This is a genomic window from Agrobacterium sp. 16-2014-1-2a, from assembly GCF_053522705.1.
The window spans coordinates 370,244-388,870 of sequence record NZ_JBNWBX010000001.1 but is presented as its reverse complement, the minus strand read 5'-3'; the positions used below and the strand labels follow the sequence as shown (position 1 = coordinate 388,870).

At 55.9% G+C, this 18,627-nt stretch carries 20 protein-coding genes and 1 pseudogene; 11 read left to right on the top strand and 10 right to left on the bottom strand.

What is annotated here, in order from left to right; all coding sequences use genetic code 11:
• Window positions 1-5: 5 nt before the first annotated feature.
• Together ACQZ45_RS01925 and ACQZ45_RS01920 are read right to left on the bottom strand one after the other, a co-directional pair.
• Window positions 6-665, bottom strand: a complete 660-nt coding sequence (locus tag ACQZ45_RS01925; protein ID WP_013636061.1) for a DUF1345 domain-containing protein — start codon at window positions 663-665, stop codon at window positions 6-8.
• Between the two features lie 25 nt (window positions 666-690).
• Window positions 691-1,146 carry a YaiI/YqxD family protein gene (locus tag ACQZ45_RS01920; protein ID WP_003512976.1) on the bottom strand — a complete coding sequence of 152 codons (456 nt, stop codon included), beginning with the start codon at window positions 1,144-1,146 and terminating at the stop codon, window positions 691-693.
• Between the two features lie 166 nt (window positions 1,147-1,312).
• On the opposite strand from ACQZ45_RS01920, the gene ACQZ45_RS01915 reads away from it, so the two are divergent.
• Window positions 1,313-1,765, top strand: coding sequence for a DUF5680 domain-containing protein (locus tag ACQZ45_RS01915; RefSeq protein WP_113291514.1), 453 nt, complete (start codon window positions 1,313-1,315; stop codon window positions 1,763-1,765).
• 64 nt (window positions 1,766-1,829) lie between these two features.
• Here the strand turns inward: ACQZ45_RS01915 and ACQZ45_RS01910 are convergent, their stop codons facing one another.
• On the bottom strand, window positions 1,830-2,486 hold the full coding sequence (locus ACQZ45_RS01910) for a peroxiredoxin (RefSeq protein ID WP_013636063.1): 657 nt from the start codon (window positions 2,484-2,486) through the stop codon (window positions 1,830-1,832).
• A 268-nt stretch (window positions 2,487-2,754) separates the two neighbouring features.
• Here ACQZ45_RS01910 and ACQZ45_RS01905 point away from each other — a divergent pair, with 268 nt between their 5' ends.
• Together ACQZ45_RS01905 and ACQZ45_RS01900 are read left to right on the top strand one after the other, a co-directional pair.
• Complete coding sequence (locus ACQZ45_RS01905; protein WP_113291515.1) at window positions 2,755-3,405, top strand: glutathione S-transferase family protein; 651 nt, start codon at window positions 2,755-2,757, stop codon at window positions 3,403-3,405.
• A gap of 298 nt (window positions 3,406-3,703) precedes the next feature.
• Complete coding sequence (locus ACQZ45_RS01900; RefSeq protein WP_025593402.1) at window positions 3,704-4,354, top strand: pyridoxamine 5'-phosphate oxidase family protein; 651 nt, start codon at window positions 3,704-3,706, stop codon at window positions 4,352-4,354.
• On the opposite strand, the gene ACQZ45_RS01895 is transcribed toward ACQZ45_RS01900, so the two are convergent.
• From ACQZ45_RS01895 to ACQZ45_RS01865, 7 genes and pseudogenes are all read right to left on the bottom strand, one after another.
• A complete protein-coding gene (locus ACQZ45_RS01895; protein WP_113291516.1) occupies window positions 4,355-4,996 on the bottom strand; it encodes a cytochrome b in 642 nt (213 codons plus the stop codon). It lies immediately after the preceding gene.
• A 3-nt stretch (window positions 4,997-4,999) separates the two neighbouring features.
• Entirely contained in the window at window positions 5,000-5,779 is a 780-nt protein-coding gene (locus tag ACQZ45_RS01890) for an anti-sigma factor family protein (protein ID WP_113291517.1), read from the bottom strand.
• Complete coding sequence (locus ACQZ45_RS01885; RefSeq protein WP_025593404.1) at window positions 5,776-6,282, bottom strand: sigma-70 family RNA polymerase sigma factor; 507 nt, start codon at window positions 6,280-6,282, stop codon at window positions 5,776-5,778. The genes ACQZ45_RS01890 and ACQZ45_RS01885 overlap by 4 nt, the downstream gene beginning before the upstream one ends.
• A 5-nt stretch (window positions 6,283-6,287) precedes the next feature.
• Window positions 6,288-6,677 (bottom strand): COG4315 family predicted lipoprotein, encoded by a 390-nt coding sequence (locus tag ACQZ45_RS01880; protein WP_003513000.1) that lies wholly within the window; start codon window positions 6,675-6,677, stop codon window positions 6,288-6,290.
• A gap of 110 nt (window positions 6,678-6,787) precedes the next feature.
• Window positions 6,788-7,354 (bottom strand): YceI family protein, encoded by a 567-nt coding sequence (locus ACQZ45_RS01875; RefSeq protein ID WP_003513002.1) that lies wholly within the window; start codon window positions 7,352-7,354, stop codon window positions 6,788-6,790.
• Between the two features lie 987 nt (window positions 7,355-8,341).
• Window positions 8,342-8,551: pseudogene (locus ACQZ45_RS01870) on the bottom strand (helix-turn-helix domain-containing protein); the annotation flags it as partial.
• Between the two features lie 621 nt (window positions 8,552-9,172).
• Window positions 9,173-10,069 (bottom strand): LysR family transcriptional regulator, encoded by an 897-nt coding sequence (locus tag ACQZ45_RS01865; protein WP_003515217.1) that lies wholly within the window; start codon window positions 10,067-10,069, stop codon window positions 9,173-9,175.
• 105 nt (window positions 10,070-10,174) lie between these two features.
• Here ACQZ45_RS01865 and ACQZ45_RS01860 point away from each other — a divergent pair, with 105 nt between their 5' ends.
• From ACQZ45_RS01860 to ACQZ45_RS01825, 8 genes are all read left to right on the top strand, one after another.
• A complete protein-coding gene (locus tag ACQZ45_RS01860; protein ID WP_113291725.1) occupies window positions 10,175-11,257 on the top strand; it encodes a 4-oxalomesaconate tautomerase in 1,083 nt (360 codons plus the stop codon).
• A gap of 48 nt (window positions 11,258-11,305) precedes the next feature.
• Entirely contained in the window at window positions 11,306-12,307 is a 1,002-nt protein-coding gene (locus tag ACQZ45_RS01855; protein ID WP_003515219.1) for an ABC transporter substrate-binding protein, read from the top strand.
• Between the two features lie 63 nt (window positions 12,308-12,370).
• Window positions 12,371-13,138 carry an ABC transporter ATP-binding protein gene (locus ACQZ45_RS01850; RefSeq protein ID WP_003515220.1) on the top strand — a complete coding sequence of 256 codons (768 nt, stop codon included), beginning with the start codon at window positions 12,371-12,373 and terminating at the stop codon, window positions 13,136-13,138.
• Window positions 13,125-13,901 carry an ABC transporter permease gene (locus ACQZ45_RS01845; RefSeq protein ID WP_003515221.1) on the top strand — a complete coding sequence of 259 codons (777 nt, stop codon included), beginning with the start codon at window positions 13,125-13,127 and terminating at the stop codon, window positions 13,899-13,901. Before ACQZ45_RS01850 ends, ACQZ45_RS01845 begins: the two co-directional genes overlap by 14 nt.
• Before the next feature lie 232 nt (window positions 13,902-14,133).
• Complete coding sequence (locus ACQZ45_RS01840) at window positions 14,134-15,243, top strand: PAS domain-containing protein (protein ID WP_003515223.1); 1,110 nt, start codon at window positions 14,134-14,136, stop codon at window positions 15,241-15,243.
• Window positions 15,244-15,254: 11 nt separating this feature from the next.
• Window positions 15,255-15,680, top strand: a complete 426-nt coding sequence (locus ACQZ45_RS01835) for a response regulator (protein ID WP_003515224.1) — start codon at window positions 15,255-15,257, stop codon at window positions 15,678-15,680.
• A 27-nt stretch (window positions 15,681-15,707) separates the two neighbouring features.
• Complete coding sequence (locus ACQZ45_RS01830; RefSeq protein WP_323687682.1) at window positions 15,708-18,026, top strand: GAF domain-containing protein; 2,319 nt, start codon at window positions 15,708-15,710, stop codon at window positions 18,024-18,026.
• On the top strand, window positions 18,023-18,406 hold the full coding sequence (locus ACQZ45_RS01825) for a response regulator (RefSeq protein WP_003515226.1): 384 nt from the start codon (window positions 18,023-18,025) through the stop codon (window positions 18,404-18,406). Before ACQZ45_RS01830 ends, ACQZ45_RS01825 begins: the two co-directional genes overlap by 4 nt.
• Window positions 18,407-18,627: the final 221 nt, after the last annotated feature.

Here is an 18,627-nt window from a genome sequence, read left to right as displayed (position 1 = left end):
CCGGTTCAGCCCGCAAGCGCGACCGCAGCATTGACCGCCGCTGCTACCAGAACCGTGTTGAAGAAGAAGGAGACGATGGAGTGCAACAGCGTGACCTTGCGCATCGGTGTCGTGGTTACAGCAACATCCGAGGTCTGCGCCGTCATACCGATGACAACAGCGAAATAGAGGAAGTCGTAACCGCAGGGTTCCTTCGTTGCCGGGAAATCCATGCCGCCGCGATGCTTGCGTTTGCCATCAACGGTTTCCGGACGCCAGTAAAGATGGGCATAGTGCAAGGCGGTCATGGTGTGGATTGTCAGCCACCCGAAAATCACGGAGCCGAAGGCGAGCAGCAGCGTCCAGACGGTTTCGCCGGAATGGTTGAGTGCCTGGAAAAGTGAAACGACGGCGACGGTGGCAGCGATCAGCGTAATGGCGATGATGGCCATTGCCGGCAGGTCATCACTATCGGCATGCGCTTTCAGGTGCTGGGCCGTTAATTTCGGAAGCCGAAAGGCCACCAGCCCGAGATAGGTCAGGAAAAACAGAATGGCTGCAATTTCGATGGCGAGCGGCCGTGCGAATGCCAGCGCCAAGCCGAGGCCGAAGGCGCCAACAAAAAGAGCGACGAAGAAAGGCTTATGGCGGCTGTAGGTGTTGCTCTGCGGATTGGCCGGGGTCATGGGCTGCGCCTTCCTGTTTACGCGGTCATTTTTTGACACGGCGGCAGAAACGGTCAAGCGTCTCCAGAAAAGCAGACCGGTCGCGCGGCGAGAAAGCCGCGTTATATCCCTTGCTCTCACCGGTTTCGCGCAGGTGTGCGCCAAGGTCGCGCATCGCAGTTGCCATGCCGATGTTGGTTTGGTCGAAAACGCGGCCGGTCGGTCCCGTCACCAGCGCGCCCCTGGCAACGCAACGCCCGGCGAGCGGCACATCGGCGGTAATGACGATATCATTTTCGCCCGCACGCTCCGCAATCCAGTCATCCGCCGCATCGAAACCGGCCGATACGATCACGTTTTTCACCATCGGATCGCGCGACGGGCGCAAACCGGAATTGGCAACGAATGTCACCTCCAGCCCATGCCGTTCCGCCACCTTGAGAATCTCGGGTTTCACGGGGCAGGCGTCGGCATCGACATAGATTTGCGGGGTCTGCGACATGGGCACTCTTCGAGGATCATTTATGCATCGCTTTTAAGGGCAAACGCTGCGATTACCAAGCCCGCCATCTGTGAAAATATGGCGACAGGCAGGGTAAGGAATACGCTTGCGACCTTCACACAACTCCAGTATGTTCACTTTATGTTCCTGATATGAGGTATTCCCGATGGTGGAAGAATTCATCGTGCAGGCCAAGTCCGCCACTTATGTGGGCGGCGGCAACAAATCCTCGACACCCACCCGCATCGGCTCACACGACCTCGGCTTTCGAAGTGGCGACTGGAACTACATCGATAGCTATTTCGGCGGAACCGACTTCATCGGTCAGGAGGTCGTCTGGCATCAGGGAATTCCACTTTGGGCCATGAATTATTACGGCCGCATCATCCGCCCTGAGCTAATCGACGGCACGGTGGCGGGCAGGGTGATCCAGCGATCGCTTTCCACGCTATACAGGGAAGGGCGCTTCCTCGGCGGCTTCACCCACGAGGTCGAAGACATGATCTATGTCGATACCAATGAGGGCGAATTCCGGTCTTTTACCGGCGTGGAGCGCATATATCGGGACAGCGTTGAGGTGTACCGGCTCGACTACCACGGCGGCGTGATAAAGCCGTAGCTGCGCCGCGAGTAAGATTAAACAGGGACGATGGAGATCCATCGCCCCTTTTATCGATTTCAAATCAGCCGGGCTGCTTCGTCTTGCGCAGGTATGGAAGAACTGTGTCATAGGAGCCGAAACGGGCAATCGCATCCTCGTTGGAGACGGCGGCGGTGATAATGACGTCTTCGCCCTGTTTCCAGTTTGCCGGTGTCGCCACCTGATGTTTAGAAGTCAGCTGGATGGAATCGATCGCGCGAAGAATTTCGTCGAAGTTGCGCCCGGTGGTCATCGGGTAGGTGAGGACCAGCTTGATCTTCTTGTCGGGACCGACAACGAAGACGGAGCGCACGGTGGCGTTGTCGGCCGGCGTGCGGCCTTCGGAGCTTTCGCCAGCGCCCGCCGGCAGCATGTCATAGAGCTTCGCGACTTTCAGGTCCTTGTCGCCGATCAGCGGATAATCGACATTAAAGCCGGTCGCGGTGCGGATGTCGTTTTTCCATTTCTCATGGCTTTCGACCGGATCGACCGAAATGCCGATGATCTTGACGCCGCGCTTTTCGAATTCCGGCTGCAGGCCACCCATCGCGCCGAGTTCCGTGGTGCAGACCGGCGTGAAATTCTTCGGATGCGAAAACAGGACCGCCCAGCCGTCGCCGATCCATTCGTGAAAGCTCACCGGACCGTGTGTAGTGTCGGCGGTGAAATCGGGTGCGATGTCGTTTATACGCAGGCTCATCTGATAGTTTCTCCCTAATGATTTAAATTGAAATCCTGAAGGTTTTGGCAATCCGCGTCCGGCGCAGGAGCTTAGAGTTTTTGCGTGAAATGGCCAGCCCTTTCCACGGCAAACGGCACGCTAATGACCTGTCATTGAAACGTACAAGGATTGTTTTCGTTCTGGCAAACGCCTATTCTGACGCGCTGCCTTTTCCGGCCGGTGCAAAAAGCTGATGCTCGACCACAATGAGCCAATAGTCTCCAAACAGACGCGATGGGGAACAGCAATGACGATCACGATTACCGCTTTTGAACGCTCGCCCGATGGCGGCAAGGGTCTGGCCCGCGACATGCGCGTCCGCTGGGCGCTGGAGGAAGCTGGACTGTCTTACGATGTTCGCCTTCTCTCCTTCAAGGCGATGCGGGAACCTGCGCATCTGGCACTTCAGCCGTTTGGACAAATCCCGACCTATGAGGAGGGCGACCTCGTACTGTTCGAATCCGGCGCGATCATTTTCCACATCGCGGAGCGCAATGCCGGCCTGTTGCCGCGGGATGTGAATGCGCGGGCACGGGCGATAACCTGGATGTTCGCCGCGCTCAACACGGTGGAGCCGCCAATCGTTGACCGCTCGATTGCCCGGTTTCTGGAGGGCGACAAGAGCTGGTACGAAGAGCGCTTAGCGATGATCGATAAAAATATCAGCAAGCGGCTCGGCGAACTCTCCCGCTCCCTCGGTGACGACGACTGGCTCGACGGTGCGTTCAGCGCTGGAGATCTGTTGATGATATCGGTGCTGCAAAGGATAAAAAGCTCAGGCATCCTCGACGAATATCCAAACCTTTCAGCCTATGTGGCTCGCGGTGAGGCGCGTCCGGCCTATCAACGCGCCTTTGCCGACCAGCTTGCCGTCTTCAAGGCCGCTTCGACCGGCTGAACGTCGGTGAATAGCGAGGGCCTTAAGGTAAGAACAAACTACACGGTCTGTACAGGATTGCCCGCCCTCAAAGGCTCCCGCAGCCGTTTCGGTGATTGTTGTGCCTCTATCGGCGCCGGTTCTACTTCTTGATTGAAATTGAAATCTGCGATAGTGCTAATATTGAGGTACGTACCTCAAACTTAGAAGCAGCTCAAATGCGGACAGAGAAGAACAATCGATATGTCAGCAATATCCAGGCGTTTTCGTCTGGTGAAGCTGATGGGAACAACGGGGCAACGTCACAAGGGTGAGGATGATGACGGCGTTTGAACTTGATCCGGAATTTGCAATAACAGATGAGCCATCGCTTCGAGGATTGTTCGAGGCGACCCACGCGCTGGCGATATTGAAGTGTCAGGACACCATTGGCGAGCATGCGCGGGAATTTATCAGACGCTCTCCGTTTCTGTGCATAGGAACGCAGAATCTGGCGGGAAGTGCTGACGTAAGCCCTCGTGGCGACCCTGCGGGGTTCGTCAAGATTCTTGATGAACGCACACTCGCGATACCGGATCGGCCGGGTAACAATCGTCTGGATACGTTGACCAATATCATTGCCAATCCAAGCGTCGGGCTATTGTTTGTCATACCGGGATTTGACGACACGTTGCGTGTGAACGGGCAGGCAAAGCTCGCAACCGACCCGGAACTTCTGAGATGCATGAGCATCAATGATCGTGCGCCCAAACTCGCGATTGTCGTCAGGGTGAGTGAGGTTTTCATGCATTGCGCCAAGGCGTTTCGGCGGTCTCATTTGTGGAGCCCGGATCATTTTCAGGATCGCTCCGAGATGCCGTCGCTCATCAAAATCATCCTTGACGAAACGACGGGGGCGCCCAGCAACAAGGATGAGATGCGGAAATTGGATGACGATCTGGAAAAGGACTACCAGAGAACACTTTATTAGCTATTTTCGAGGGGAGGCGGTGCGGCCCATGTTATCAGCAGCAGCCCTGAAAGGGATCATGCGCCGAAGCGTTGGATCTTTGCGGACGAAATGGTGCCACAGCGCTGCTGCCACATGAAGAACGACGATAACTGCGGCAAGATAGGCCAGAGTGGCGTGAACCTCAGTCCAGAAGGCCTCGGCTTGGTCGGAGATCGCCATGGGTAGTCCCGGCACGACGACAAGATCGAAGACATAACTGGGGATCTGCAGAGGAGACGTCGACGCGACGGCCCAACCGGCAAGGGGAACGGCAAGAGTAAGGAACAGCAGCGCGGCGTGAGCCGACCGTGCGGCCGACCTCGAAGCCATCCCTTCACCATCCAGAGCCCGCGGTTTCCTGCTGAAAACCGACCAGATGAAGCGGGGGGCGGCAAGGGCCAGAACCAGAAACCCAATCGACTTGTGATACTGAAAAAGATTGAACTGAAGCACCGGATCGATGTCGCGGCTCATAAAATATCCCAGCGCAAGCTGCGCGAGGAATAGGAGCGCGATCGTCCAATGGAAAACGATCGCCACCAAACCAAAGGAGGCGGGCGTGTTTCGCCATCTCCTTACGCCGCTCGTCGCTCTATCGGAATGACCCTTGAGATATTGCATCGGCTAACTCAGCTGTTGATAGGTGTCTTTGGCAATAGCGTCCATGCGGTCAGACGGCAGGCTGCCGACCAGAGCGCAGCGGATTGTTTCGTCATCCCAGGACACTGTTTCCAGCGCGTCGACATTGGAGCGCCGCATGGCGGTATCGCTCGTTTCAGCCGCAGCCACGATGTAAAGAGTGACACGCTGCCCACTTTTGTCTTCGTACATCAGCTGAGCTGCGGCGCCTTCGGAACTGGGCAGCACCCGGCCGCCGACAAGGGACAAGCCATGGCGGGTGAGGTCCGGCACGTTCAGTTTACGGTCCAGCCGTTTTGACAGCCATTTCGGCAGGCTGGAAGCGTTCTCGGCATCAGCCCGAACTTCGACCGGGTGCAGAACCTCGCTAGCAAACAACTTATGCGCCTGCGTCGCATCCGCCACGATGGAATGGGCAGGTGCCTCGACCTCCGACACAAGTCCGCGCCCGAACCAGCCACCTGTCAGTCCAACTGCCAGAACGAGAACGGATGCCGCTGCCAGATTGCGCCAATTTGCACGCTCCGATCGCAAGCGCCGCTCCATCCGATAAACATCGAGGCGCTCGGGTAAAACATCGACATCAGCAGGGCGATAGAGAGCCGTAAGTGTCGCATTCTGCCGCTGCCATATCTCGACCTTGCGCGCATCGGCTGGATTGGAGGCGAGGTGGGAGCGAACGGCATCACGTCGCTGGTCTTCGAGCTGCCCGTCGACATAGGATATCAGATCGGCTTCGGTTATCTGCGGCTCGTTGCCAGTCATTTTATCACCTTGAGATTTGGCTGGTCTTCCTGGGTCATACGGGCCAAGGCTGTTCGGGCGCGCCCCAGACGGGACATCAAAGTGCCCAACGGAATTTCCAGAACCTTTGCCGCTTCCGCATAACTCAGACCTTCGACGACGACGAGGAGGAGGGCCTCACGGTGCTCGCCTGACAGTTTTTCGATGGCACGGGCCATTTCGGCAAGCGCGATCCGGCCCGTCTGCGGCGCCGGCACAAACATCTGTTCGGCAACATCATCAATCGGGATTTGCGAGGGCCGGCGGTTTCTGCCGCGCAGATTGTTGCGGTAAATGTTGACCAGCACACGGTACAACCATGGACGTAACGGCCCCTGCGGCCGCCACAGCGCCTTTTTGCGGATGGCTCTTTCCAGACAGTCCTGAACGAGATCGTCAGCCGTGTCACGGTCGTGCGTGAGCGCATTCGCGTAACGTCGAAGCGCCGGTATGCAACTTGTGATCTCGTCAAGAAAATCAGGCATAGGTGCTATTCCTTGGCAACGTGCCAGACGCCACCAACACCATCACCCGTGACATCGCCGGGCTTCTTGTCCATCTGCCAATGATATAGCGGCTTTCCATCATGCGACCACTGCATCGTGCCATCCCTGCGGGCGAGTGGTCTGTAGTCGCCATCCGCCTTGTCGGTTTTGGCAGCCGCAAGCGGCGGCCATTTCTTCGCGCAGCCGTCATAGCAGGCTGACGAGCCATTGCCATCATTGTCGAACGTATAAAGGGTCATGCCCTTGGCGTCAGTCAGGATCGTGCCCTTTGCCGTCGCCGTTTCAACCACCGCGCCACCGGCGTATGGTTCGGCAAGCGCGGCAGTGGAGGCGAGCGCGAGAGCGCCTGCCAGAATGAAATGATGTTCACGCATGAGATCGTCCTTTGAGAGGTAACGGTGCGGACACCATGTCCGATACAAGACAGAACACCGGCCAGCGACAATTAATCCCGTCCCACCGTTTTTTTGACGTTCCGTCGTTTTTATCTGACGCCCTTCAAATCTATGTCGAAGGCAACCGTGTTCGAATAGAGCGGCACGCCAACGCCCATGCCATAGGGCAGGCGGGGGATATTTCCGGTGACATGGAAGGTAACAGAACCCTTTTGCTGCTCAACGAATGTTGCGTGAAACGTCTCGGCTCTGGAGACGCCTCGGGCCGTGAGCACGCCTTCAACGACCGCGCTGCGCGGCCCGTCCTGCGTAACGCGGTTGGAGCGAAACACGATCTGCGGATAGGCGGCGATGTTGAAAACCGCGCTGGACCGCAGGAAATTTTCCACCCGTTCCTGGCCTGTCTTCACGCTGGAAGGGTTCAAACTGATTTCCACATAGGACTTGGACGGTTGGTCCGGATCGATATCGAAGCGGCCGGATATATCGGGAATAGTGCCGTTAATGCCCGGACCGGCAACCTGTGCAATCGAAAATCCGATGCGCGAGGCGGGATCGATACGGTAACGTCCGGCGGCGGACGAAAACGGGCTTGCAGATACAGGCATGCAGGCCAATGTGGCAATAACGAGTGTGATGGAGTAAAGGTGCTTCACGGCGCAGGCTCCTTCATGAGTACGTGGTCGTACCCGTGAGAACACCGCTGGCGACTATTTAATCCCTATCAGTTCCGACAGATCATCAAAATCTTTGCCGCATCAGCCAATGCATGGGCATTTCGTCAGCAATGTCTTTCATGGGTTCAAAGCCCACTCACGGAAGATTTTCTTGGCGGTGATGGCATTTTCTGGAGCACTGCTTCACCTTGGCTCGAAAAATAAAGGATAGGTGCTTTCTCTAAATCCTTTGCTCGCTATGGTGCTCAAGCGATGTACAGAGTGTCTAGGCGGCGCTGATGAAGGTGAGGCGCTCAAGACCATAGAAAGCTTCATCTGGCTGCTACATACGATGTCAAAGCTGGTTAGAGGCGCGACTTCGCCAGCTGTTTAGAAACGCGACACAGGCACCGACGGTCAGCCCCCGATCCGACCGGCTGGGCCGGGTTGCAAGGAAGGAGCGGGGGCGGGTGAGGGAATGCCTATTCGGCTTTAGCTTCCTCAGCAGGGTGCATAATCTGCCTTGGCAATCAACAGGCATTCCGGGTATGAGATCAAACCCTAAGTGCAGGATAATCCCACTATGACTGCAAACGGCGACGGGCCTCTTTTACAAGGTCAAGGTAGTCTGCCCTGAAGGGTGCAACCAGCTGCTTTTCGAGACCGGCAAGCAGTCCGTGCAGCACAGCGCATTCGGCAGGGCTCTCGAAACAGGACGCGCTTGGCGTGGGAGCGCTGCTCTCTTTGCACCAACGAGAAAGAAGCTCAAAAAGAACCAGAGCTTCGTCTGGAGCAAGGTGGATTTGTGTATGATCGGAAGAAGTTTGTTGTTCGTCTTTCATAACGCGAAACTCGCATGCGCCGCTGACGTCTGCAATAGACCGCTGGCATTCAACGTCGCCAGTTCATTCCGCCGCTTCCATCCGCGCCAGCGCCTTCTGCCTTTTGGCAATCACCTCCTGGTCGTTCATGAAGTCCGTCCGCCGGTCGGGCTTGCGGCCGCGCTTCCGTGCTGTAGTAGCCGTCATAATCTGGCAGTTCACGGTCATGAAACGTGTTGCGCTTGATCTCACGGTAAATGGTCGAGCGATGACGGCCAAGCTGACGCGCCATCTCGTTGACGGGAACCTTTGCCGCCACCAGATGATGAAGACGGCGGCGATCGGCAAGGGTGATCTGCGTATAGCATCGGGACATGCCAAAATCTCCAAAGTGAAGCCATTGAAATCATTGGCATGTCGCACTTGAAAATAGAATGTACCCGGCTACATACGATAATCGCATAAGATAGATTATGGAACTTATGCTGATTGAAATGTCTTGCGTTTTCAGTCCAAATGACCGTTTGGGCAACCTTTAGAACTTGTTTTGAACCTTATCTGGTTGTTGCGTTATCACGCTGAGTCGAAGCGTAACGCATCCTTTCGCTCTAAACAAAACACCACTCAATTTCCGCCTCACATTATTGCCTCAAGCGATACTGATGGAGGTCGCTCTTGCTGCGAGTATGCCTTGTCAGTCGATAAGCAGGCCATGATCTTCAACCACATCTACATTGTACGGTTGATCAGTATTGAGCTTGCTGACGTCAATCGGCGCGGTGCACGTCGCCGTTTCCTTCAACAGCGAGAATGGCAACAGCAAAACCCATATCTATGACCCAGAACGCCAAAGCGGTCCGCTATTAGAAGAGCCGGTAAGGCGGCGTGACGACGCAACCTTCTCTGAGAAGACGGCGTCACCCTCGCCCGTTTCTCGACCTTCCACCAGGTGACGTCAGACCCGGGCCCTTCGCGGCGAGATACACGATTGTGAACCCTAAGGCGTTTTCCAGGTCTTCAACAGCATTTCCACGAATTTCTCCGCGGCGGGAGATAAGGCGCTGCTTCTTCTTTGCACGATACCGATGGTTCGGGAGACCACGGGATTAACGATCGGCCGCGTAACAAGGAAAGGATGGTCATCCTGTGGGGTAGCCAGTCGCGGCAACACGGAAATCCCCAACCCAGCCTCCACCAGGCCAAGCGACGTATTGAGATGGGTCACCTCGTAGAACCAATTCAGCTTTAGATTGTGCCGCGCGAGTGCGCCATCCAGAAGCGTTCTATTGCCGCTGGAGCGATCGACGACAACCAGCGGGTAAGGCTCCAGTTGATTCCATTGGATAGTTTCGAAAGCCGCCAGAGGGTGGTCTTTCCGCATCGCCAGCACAAATGGGTCATCGATAAGAGGTTCGAATGCCAGGTCTGGATCAGAATTACCCATGAGGTTTATCCCGAACTCCACCTCGCCCCGCGCAACCGCCTGCAGTCCCTCGTTTGCCGTAAGGTCTCTGATACGCAGCCTAATATGCGGATATTGCTTGCTAAATGTTTTGATCACGGTGGGCAGAAAATAAAACGCTGCGGTTGGAACACAGGCCATCGTGATGAGGCCGCGCCGATGTGCTCCATCTTTCATCGCAAAAAGCGATCCGTCGAACTCCTCCAGCATGCGTCGGACAAGCGGCATTACCTCCTGACCCATCGCTGTCGGGGCAACGTGGCGTGTGGTCCTCTCCAGGAGTGGCGCGCCAATGGCCTGTTCCAGTTTCTGGATGCGCCGGGTAAGCGCCGGTTGCGAAATATGCAACGCGTCGGCAGCCCTATGAAAACTCTCAAGCTCAACTACTGCTTGAAATGCTCTTAGATCCAGAATTTCGCAATTGATGCTCATATCGCAATAATACCTCCGAACATTGCATTTAACAGATTAGATTCTTTTGCTCATATTGCAACAACAAGGCGGATTGATCCACCAAATGCAAGATTGAGGCGATAAATGAACGACCTGCTTAAGATACCCTGTGTGCTGATGCGCGGCGGAACATCTCGTGGACCGTTCTTCCTGGCGTCTGACCTTCCGCGTAATCGAGCGGAACGGGATGCGGCACTTTTGTCCATCATGGGTTCCGGTCATCCGCTGCAGATAGACGGGATAGGAGGCGGCAATCCGGTCACCTCGAAAGTGGCGATCATAGGTCCTTCCACCGTCGAAGGCGCAGACATCGACTATCTCTTCGCCCAGGTTCGTACCGACAGGCAGTATGTCGACTATTCACCCAATTGCGGAAATATGCTGGCCGCGGTCGGTCCCTTTGCGATCGAAGCTGGACTTGTCGAGGCTCGGGGAAGCGATACCGTGGTTCGCATCCACAACGTGAACACCGGAAAATTGATCGAGGCAAAGGTGCCGACGCGTGGTCGCGAAGTAATTTATCTCGGAGACGCATCCATCGACGGCGTTCCGGGTCTGGCTGCACCGATCGCCCTGACTTTCGTGGATGCGGCGGGTGCGAAAACCGGAAAACTGTTGCCGACCGGAAACCCTGTCGACACGGTTGAGGGAATAGATGTGACGGCGATAGACTGCGCAATTCCGATGGTCCTCATGCGTGCGGGAGACCTCGGCGTCACGGGATATGAAGATCCGCAGACCCTGACTTCCAATAGCGATCTCATCGAACGATTGACCCGCATACGCATTCAGGCAGGCAAATTGATGGGGATGGGGGATGTAACGGATATGGTCATACCAAAACCCGTGATCGTAGCGCCGGCCCGCAAGGGAGGCACTCTGTCTGTCCGATACTTCATGCCCAATGAGTGCCACCCTGCCCTGGCAACGACCGGCGCCGTTGGCATAGCAACCGCAGCGATCACGGAAGGCTCCGTGGTATTTGAACAAGCGGGAAATCGATCTGTTCCGACCCAGATCTGCATCGAGCATCCCGCCGGTCGGCTGGACGTGCAACTTGAGATGCGGAATGGAGCAATAACAGCCGGGCTTGTGAGAACGGCCCGCAGACTTTTCGAAGGCTTTGCCTTCGCCAAGCCAAACGCTGCGATTGAAGACGCAGCCTAGACAAAGCCATACTGGCTCAAAACATAGCAAAACTGGGAGGAGACCCTCATGCGTAAATACTTGCTTGCAACAGCGGCGCTCTGTGCGCTGGCAGCGTCGGCAAATGCAGAATCTGTCAGAATGAGTGTTGGTTCGTACAACCTCAACAACCTGCCTTTTCCGGTGGCGGCCAGCCTCGGCTTCTACAAGGACGAGGGCCTTGAGGTGACGACCGAGAACTTTGCCCAAGGCGGTTCGAAAGTCCTGCAGGCGCTCGTCGCAGGGTCCACGGATGTAGCCGTCGGTTTCTACGATCACACGATCCAGATGCAGTCCCAGAACAAGCACGTGGTTGGCTTCGTTCAGCTCGCCCGCAATTCCGGGCTGGTTCTCGCAGGAAAGAACGATACAGACTTCGATCCGGCAAAACCTGAAACCATCAAGGGCAAAAAGGTCGGGATCACCTCGCCCGGGTCTTCGTCCGATTTCTTCATTCGTTATTACATGAAGCAGCACAATCTGAGCGACAATGACATCGCCATCATCGGCGTTGGCTCTGGCGCTGCTGCTGTTGCCGCTCTGCAGCAAGGCAAGATTGACCTGTTGGTCAATTACGATCCGGCTGCGACGATCGTGGTTGAGCGTGGTCTTGGCAAGATTTTGATCGATGCCCGCAGCGATCAGGGAGCCAAGGACGTCTACGGCGGGATCTACCCCACCTCCGTCTTGTATGCGACGCAGGAATACATCGATGCACATCCCGAGGTGATCCAGAAGGTTACCAATGCCACGGTAAAGGCGCTGCATTGGATGAAGGAGCATTCGGCCGAGGAAATCGTTGCAAAGCTTCCCGATGATTTCGTGTCCGGCGACAAGCAGACCTACATCAAGGCGGTCGAAGCCGCCAAGGCGATCTTCTCCGAAGATGGAACCTTCAACCAGGCCGATCTGGAAACCCCGTTGGCGGTTTTGAAAAGCTTCAACGACGCAGTCGCGAAGGCCACGATCGATCTCAACACGACCTACACCAACAAGTTCGTCGAGGCTGCGGCTTCGAAGGGCGTAAACTGAGGGTCTTCAATGTCTTTGCCAATTAGAAAGTTAGAACCCGTGGCGGAACTCAATCTTCAGCCAATGGTGGCAATCGAGAACGTAACAATGGCCTTTGGCGCGTTCGTTGCGGTCCAGGATGTGAACCTGAAAGTTGGAGATGGTGAGTTTCTCTCGATTGTCGGCCCAACCGGATGCGGCAAGTCCACCATTCTCAATGCCATCGCGGGTTTGCTGAAACCGGCGCAGGGAAAGGTCTCCATCGATGGTTCTCCCGTGCAGGGCGTGCAGAACAACATCGGATATCTCTTCCAGCAGGATGCGCTGCTTCCCTGGAAAACGGCCTATCAGAATGTCGAGCTTGGCCTGCTGTTCCGCGGCGTATCCGAACACGAGCGCCGTACCAAAGTTCTGGCCTGGCTGGAAAAAGTTGGCCTGAAGGGGTTTGAAGAGCGCTTTCCGCATCAACTTTCAGGCGGACAGCGCAAACGTGTCCAGATGGCGCAGGCGCTTATAACCGAGCCGAAGGTCATCCTGATGGACGAGCCCTTCTCCGCACTCGACATTCACACGCGCCACCTCATGCAGAATGAACTCCTGAGATTGTGGCAAGAAGATCGCCGTGCAGTGGTCATGATCACGCACGATCTCGAAGAGGCGATTGCACTCGGCGACCGGGTTGTCGTCCTTGCTGCCGGCCCCAAGAGCCGGGTTATCGAGAGCTTCCCGGTTGATCTGGAACGGCCCCGCAACGTGGCCGAAATCAAGCTCGATCCGAAATTCATGACCCTATATCGTGATATATGGGCGTCTTTGCGCGGCGAAGTGGAGAAAAGCTATGCAAGCCGTTAATGTTCGCATCATCCAGATCGTGCTTCTGGTCGTGCTCCTGGGTGGGTGGCAACTCGGGGTAAGCTCCGGGGCGATCGACCGCTTCTTCTTCCCGGCACCCATCGACATCGTCAAGCAGGTCATCACCTGGGTTGCCGATGCCGGCTTTTACAAACATGTCGGTATCACCTTGAGTGAAACGGTTCTCGGTTACCTCATCGGTACAGGTCTCGGCGTCGGCGCCGGTGTCTGGCTGGGCCTCAGTCCCTTTGTGGCCCGTGTGTTGGACCCGTTCATCAAGGCCGTGAATGCCATCCCGCGTGTGGTCCTCGCGCCAATTTTCGTACTTTGGCTGGGGCTTGGCCTCTGGTCAAAGGTCGCTCTTGCGGTCACCCTCGTCTTCTTCGTGACGTTCTTCAACGCCATGCAAGGTGTTCGCGAAGTAAACCCCGTCGTGCTTTCCAACACGCGCATTCTCGGTGCAAAGCGCTCTGATCTCTTGCGTCATGTATATTTTCCGGCGGCAGCTAGCTGGATTCTGTCGTCGCTGCGCACATCCGTCGGATTTGCGGTGGTTGGCGCGATCATCGGCGAATATCTCGGGTCTTCCGCAGGCCTCGGTTACCTGATCGCCCGTTCGGAAGGTAACTTCGACGCGGTCGGCGTTTTCGCCGGTATCATCATTCTCGCCATTTTTGTTCTCGTCATCGATCTCATTCTCGATGTCGCCGAGAGAAAGCTGATCACCTGGAGGCCGAACGCGGGCGAAGAGCGGCCTGCTTGAGGTTTCGACCCAGTCTCATATCAAGCGGGGCGGCCAGTTGGTCGCCCCGTTTTTGTTCTACTGACGTCATCAGGCCGATCTCTCGGCTATCGGACGCCGGCAGACCTGCTCACGGAAAATATGCAAAAAGATCGTGGATCCCCTACCCTGTAAAACAGGAATAATTCACTTTGTCGTTGGAACCAAATTCCCATTCAAACATTTTAGGGAACCGTTACCTTCAGGACCTTGCATGAAAGATAATGATCTCCTCCGGCAGGATGCTCAAGACGCTGGAGAGCGTCTAGTATCTGGCCACGCTTCTGAAGATCCGTTTGCGGCAGCCTTCAAGGCCACCCGCATGCCCATGATCATCACAAATCCACTCCTCAACGACAATCCAATCATCTTCTGCAATGCTGCTTTCAGCAGATTGACGGGCTATTCCGCCGAAGAGCTGGTTGGTCAAAATTGTCGTCTGCTCCAGGGTCCAGACACGGATCCTGGTTCAGTTACGAAACTGCGTGAGGCAATCGCAGCCGAGCAGGATTTGGCGATCGACATCCTTAATTATCGCAAGGACGGATCAGAGTTTTGGAATGCTCTCTTCGTAAGTCCTGTTCGCGATGCTGCCGGAACCGTCATCTATTTTTTCGCCTCGCAACTCGACTTCACCGATATCAAGAGCAAGGAAGCCGAACTCGCTCGCGCCCGCCACATCGCGGAGGGAGAGGTGGCGCTGCGAACGGCGGATTTGACAGAGGCATTGCGGGCAAAAACAACCCTCGTCCACGAAGTTGATCATCGCGTAAAAAACAACCTCCTGACGATCGCCTCAATCGTGAAGCTTCAGGCGCGAATGACTGATAACGATGTTGTGGAGCGGACATTGATGTCTGTGCTGAACAGGGTCGAAGCACTCAGCACCGTCCAGCGCAAGCTTCTGAACGATGAAGATGTAGGGCATTTCGATGTCGCGGATTTTGCCAATACATTGATGCTCGACAAGATCGGCGCCTTGAAGCGAACCGACATCATCCTCACCACCGATCTTCACGAGGTTGTGGTTCCGGCGACCAAGGCCTCTCCCCTTGCGTTGATCATCAACGAACTCATCGGCGACGCCATTCGCAGAGGATTGAAGGACCGTGGCGGGCAATTGCACCTGGAGGTCAAGCGCCTCAACGGCCACTTCCTTGTGAGGGTTGCCGATACCGTCACGCCGGGCGAAGTGGACAAGGAAGAAGCAGCCTTTAGCAAAAAGATGCTTGAAGCGTGCGTAAAACAATTGCGTGCTACGATAGTTCGGACGGTTGAAGGTTGCCTCTCGGATGTTCGTGTCACGCTTTCTGTAAAAGACTGAAAGGATCTCCTGTGAAAATCTTGATCGTAGAGGACGAAGCTCTGCTGGCGATGGAACTTGAAAGCGAAGTGGAAGATGCCGGACACGAGATTGTGGGGATCGCTGCCGACAGCAAGGAAGCTATCGAGCTTGCCAATAAGGCACTGCCGCAATTCGCATTTGTAGACATTCAATTGCTGGATGGTCCAACGGGCATAGAAGTCGGCCGATATCTTTCCTCGAGCTCCATCCCCTATGTTTTTGTTTCGGGTAACCTGAAGAGAATACCTGAGGACTTTGCAGGCGCACTTGGAGCGATCGAGAAACCCTACACGATGAACGGTTTGCAAAATGCCTTGCAGTTCATTGAAGGCATCGTTATTGGCGCAGAGCGCTCCGCTACCCCTCCTCCCAGCCTTGTTGTTTCGCCCAAACTGCTTGCCGCCTTGTCGGCTTGACCAACGCCGCCCCTGTGCGGATAAGGATTGACCTTGAATTCACCGTCGGAACGCATTGACGCAGTTCGAAACTCTGGGCTGCTTGATGTCCAGAGCCCACCCGAATTCCAGGATATTATCGAGGTCGTCAAAACCGGCCTGAAATGCCCAGTGGCTTTGATCTCCATTCTGGACGAGCACCGGCAGGTTTTCATCGCTCATGTCGGGTTGCCACCCAAATGGGCTGAAGCAGCGGAAACGCCACTCACGCATTCATTCTGTCAGCATGTGGTTCGCGACAGACAGCCTTTGATCATCGGGGATGCGACGGTTCATGATCTCGTTAGAAATAATCTGGCCATAACCGATCTGGGCGTGATCTCCTACATGGGAGTGCCTGTAACCCTCCCTGATGGCATGGTGATCGGCGCGCTCGCAGCAATCGATGGCGAACCACGCACATGGACGGAAAGCGAGCTGCAGTTACTGAACCAGATCGGAAGGGTCGCCTCGAACCAGATTGCGACCTTCCTTTCCGAGCGACGCTGGGGTGCGCTTTTCCAGCAATTGGAGGAAGGCATCGTCGTAGGCTCGGTGATCCGTGACGTCAACGGAACGATTGTCGATTGGCGGTACGAGACGGTCAATCCCGCATGGAGCACTCTTCTTGGATTGCCAGGCGATGATGTGCCTGGTCGAACCATGCGCGAACTCTTTCCAGAATTCGAGAATGAGTGGGTTTCCGATGTGGTGGAGGCCGTCGAGACCCAACAAAGCAAGCGTTTCACCCGCAAGATCGGATCGATGGACCGGTGGTTTGACGGCTATGTTCAAGCCACTGGTGAAGACGCGTTCGTCATCATGTTTGTTGAAGTCACTGACCGTATGCAAGCCCAGGAGGCTTTACGCGACAGCGAAACGAAGCTTCGCCTGATCGTCGAAGGCGCCAAAGACTATATTATCATGACGATCGATGAAGACCAGCGCATTACAAGCTGGTTCGGTGGAGCGCAGGAGACATTTGGCTGGTCGGAAGCCGAGATGCTCGGACGGCCGTTTGAGTCGATTTTTACTGAGGAGGACCGGGCAGCCGGCGTTCCTGCGGCTGAAGTGAGCAGAGCCACGTCCGAAGGGGTTGCACCCGACCGCCGATGGCACCTCGCTGCTGATGGCTCCAGCATCTTTCTGGACGGCACGATCCGGCCGATGGCCAACCATTCGTCGCCCAAGGTCCCGGGATATATCAAGGTCGCACGCAACGCTACCGCTCAAAAACTGTCGGAGGACAGGCAGCTTGCATTCCTGGAACTCGGCGAAAAGATCCGCGAGCTGGATACTGTTGCGGAAGTGGCATTTGCCGCCGCCGAGATTTTGGCAGGGAGTCTGAGAGGCGCGACGCGGGCGGGCTACGGCATCGTTGACCCTATCGCCGAGACGGTGCAGATGCTTCCCGACTGGTGTGCGGAGGGAATGTTCACTGTCGCGGGGCTCCATCATTTCAGGAATTACGGATCCTACATCCAGGATTTGAAGCGCGGCGAGACGGTCATCATACCCGATGTGGCGACAGATCCGAGAACCTCCGCTTCAGCCGAGCTTCTACACTCATTAGGCATCTCCGTCCTCGTGAATGTGCCAATCATCGAAAGAGGTGCATTCGCGGGGGTCATGTTCGTACACTACGACAAGCCGCATGAATTCTCGTCCGAGGAGCGTGATTTTGTGCGTGCGATAGCGGACCGCACGCGTGAGGCGATCTCCAGGATTCGGGCCGAGCAGGAACAGCAGGTTCTCAATCACGAAATCAGCCACCGGCTCAAAAACACGATGGCCATGGTTCAGGCGATTGCGACACAGACGCTTCGCCCTGTTACCGACAGAGCCCCTGTCGAAGCCTTCACGAGCAGATTGCGCGCGCTTTCCAATGCGCATGAGGTTCTCCTGAACCAGGACTGGTCGTCGGCGCGCATGGTGGCAGTGATCGATTCCGTGCTTCGCCAACTTTCTCTTCCCGAGCGATACCGCATATCGGGCACCGACATGGAAATCGGGCCCAGGACTGCACTGTCGCTGGCTCTCCTGATGCACGAGCTTGGCACAAACGCCTTGAAATATGGAGCCTGGTCTTCTGATGCCGGAACCGTCGTTATTTCATGGACGATAGAAGATGCAGGCGGCGAGAACGCGCTTGTTCTGGAATGGAAGGAGCAGGACGGCCCGCCGGTGACCGCTCCATCGGGTAAAGGTTTCGGATCGAAGCTCATCCAGCTTGGTCTGATGGGTACAGGCGGTGTCGAGGTCAATTTTGATCCTGACGGCCTGCGGGTAACGATGCAGGGACTGGTTTCCCATTTGAGACAGTCATGATGACCGTGACCTCGAATGCTGCCGATGTGGCAACCATACTCGTCGTCGAGGATGAGCCGCTGCTACGCCTTGCCGCCGTGGATCTGGTTGAAACCGCAGGATACACAGCAATTGCTGCGGCAGATGCTACGGAGGCGGTCAATATCCTTGAGGCACGCGCAGACATACGAATTGTCTTCACTGATATCGATATGCCACGCGGCGTCGACGGCCTGCAACTGGCAGCCATTGTTCGTGACAGGTGGCCCCCTATCAAAGTTATCCTGGTTTCCGGCCATCTCGCAGATCCCGGTCATATGATCGCGGCAGATACGGCTTTCTTTACGAAACCCTACTGCGAAGAGCAGATCGTTGAGACGATAAGACAGATGCTGCGGTAGCCGAGAATTTTTGAGGCTACCGGGATTCACCGCTCCGCTTGAAATTTGGAGATGGTGACAGAGTCGGATAAGGCTTGGCAGTCGATCTGCAGACTGATTGCCGCTGGTCCCTGAGGTTGGAATTGACGGATAAATTACCTGCTGAACTTCATGGTTTGCATCGCAACACCTTTGAATATTTCTGGTCCGGGAGCCACCCGGAGAGTGGCCTACCGCGGGAT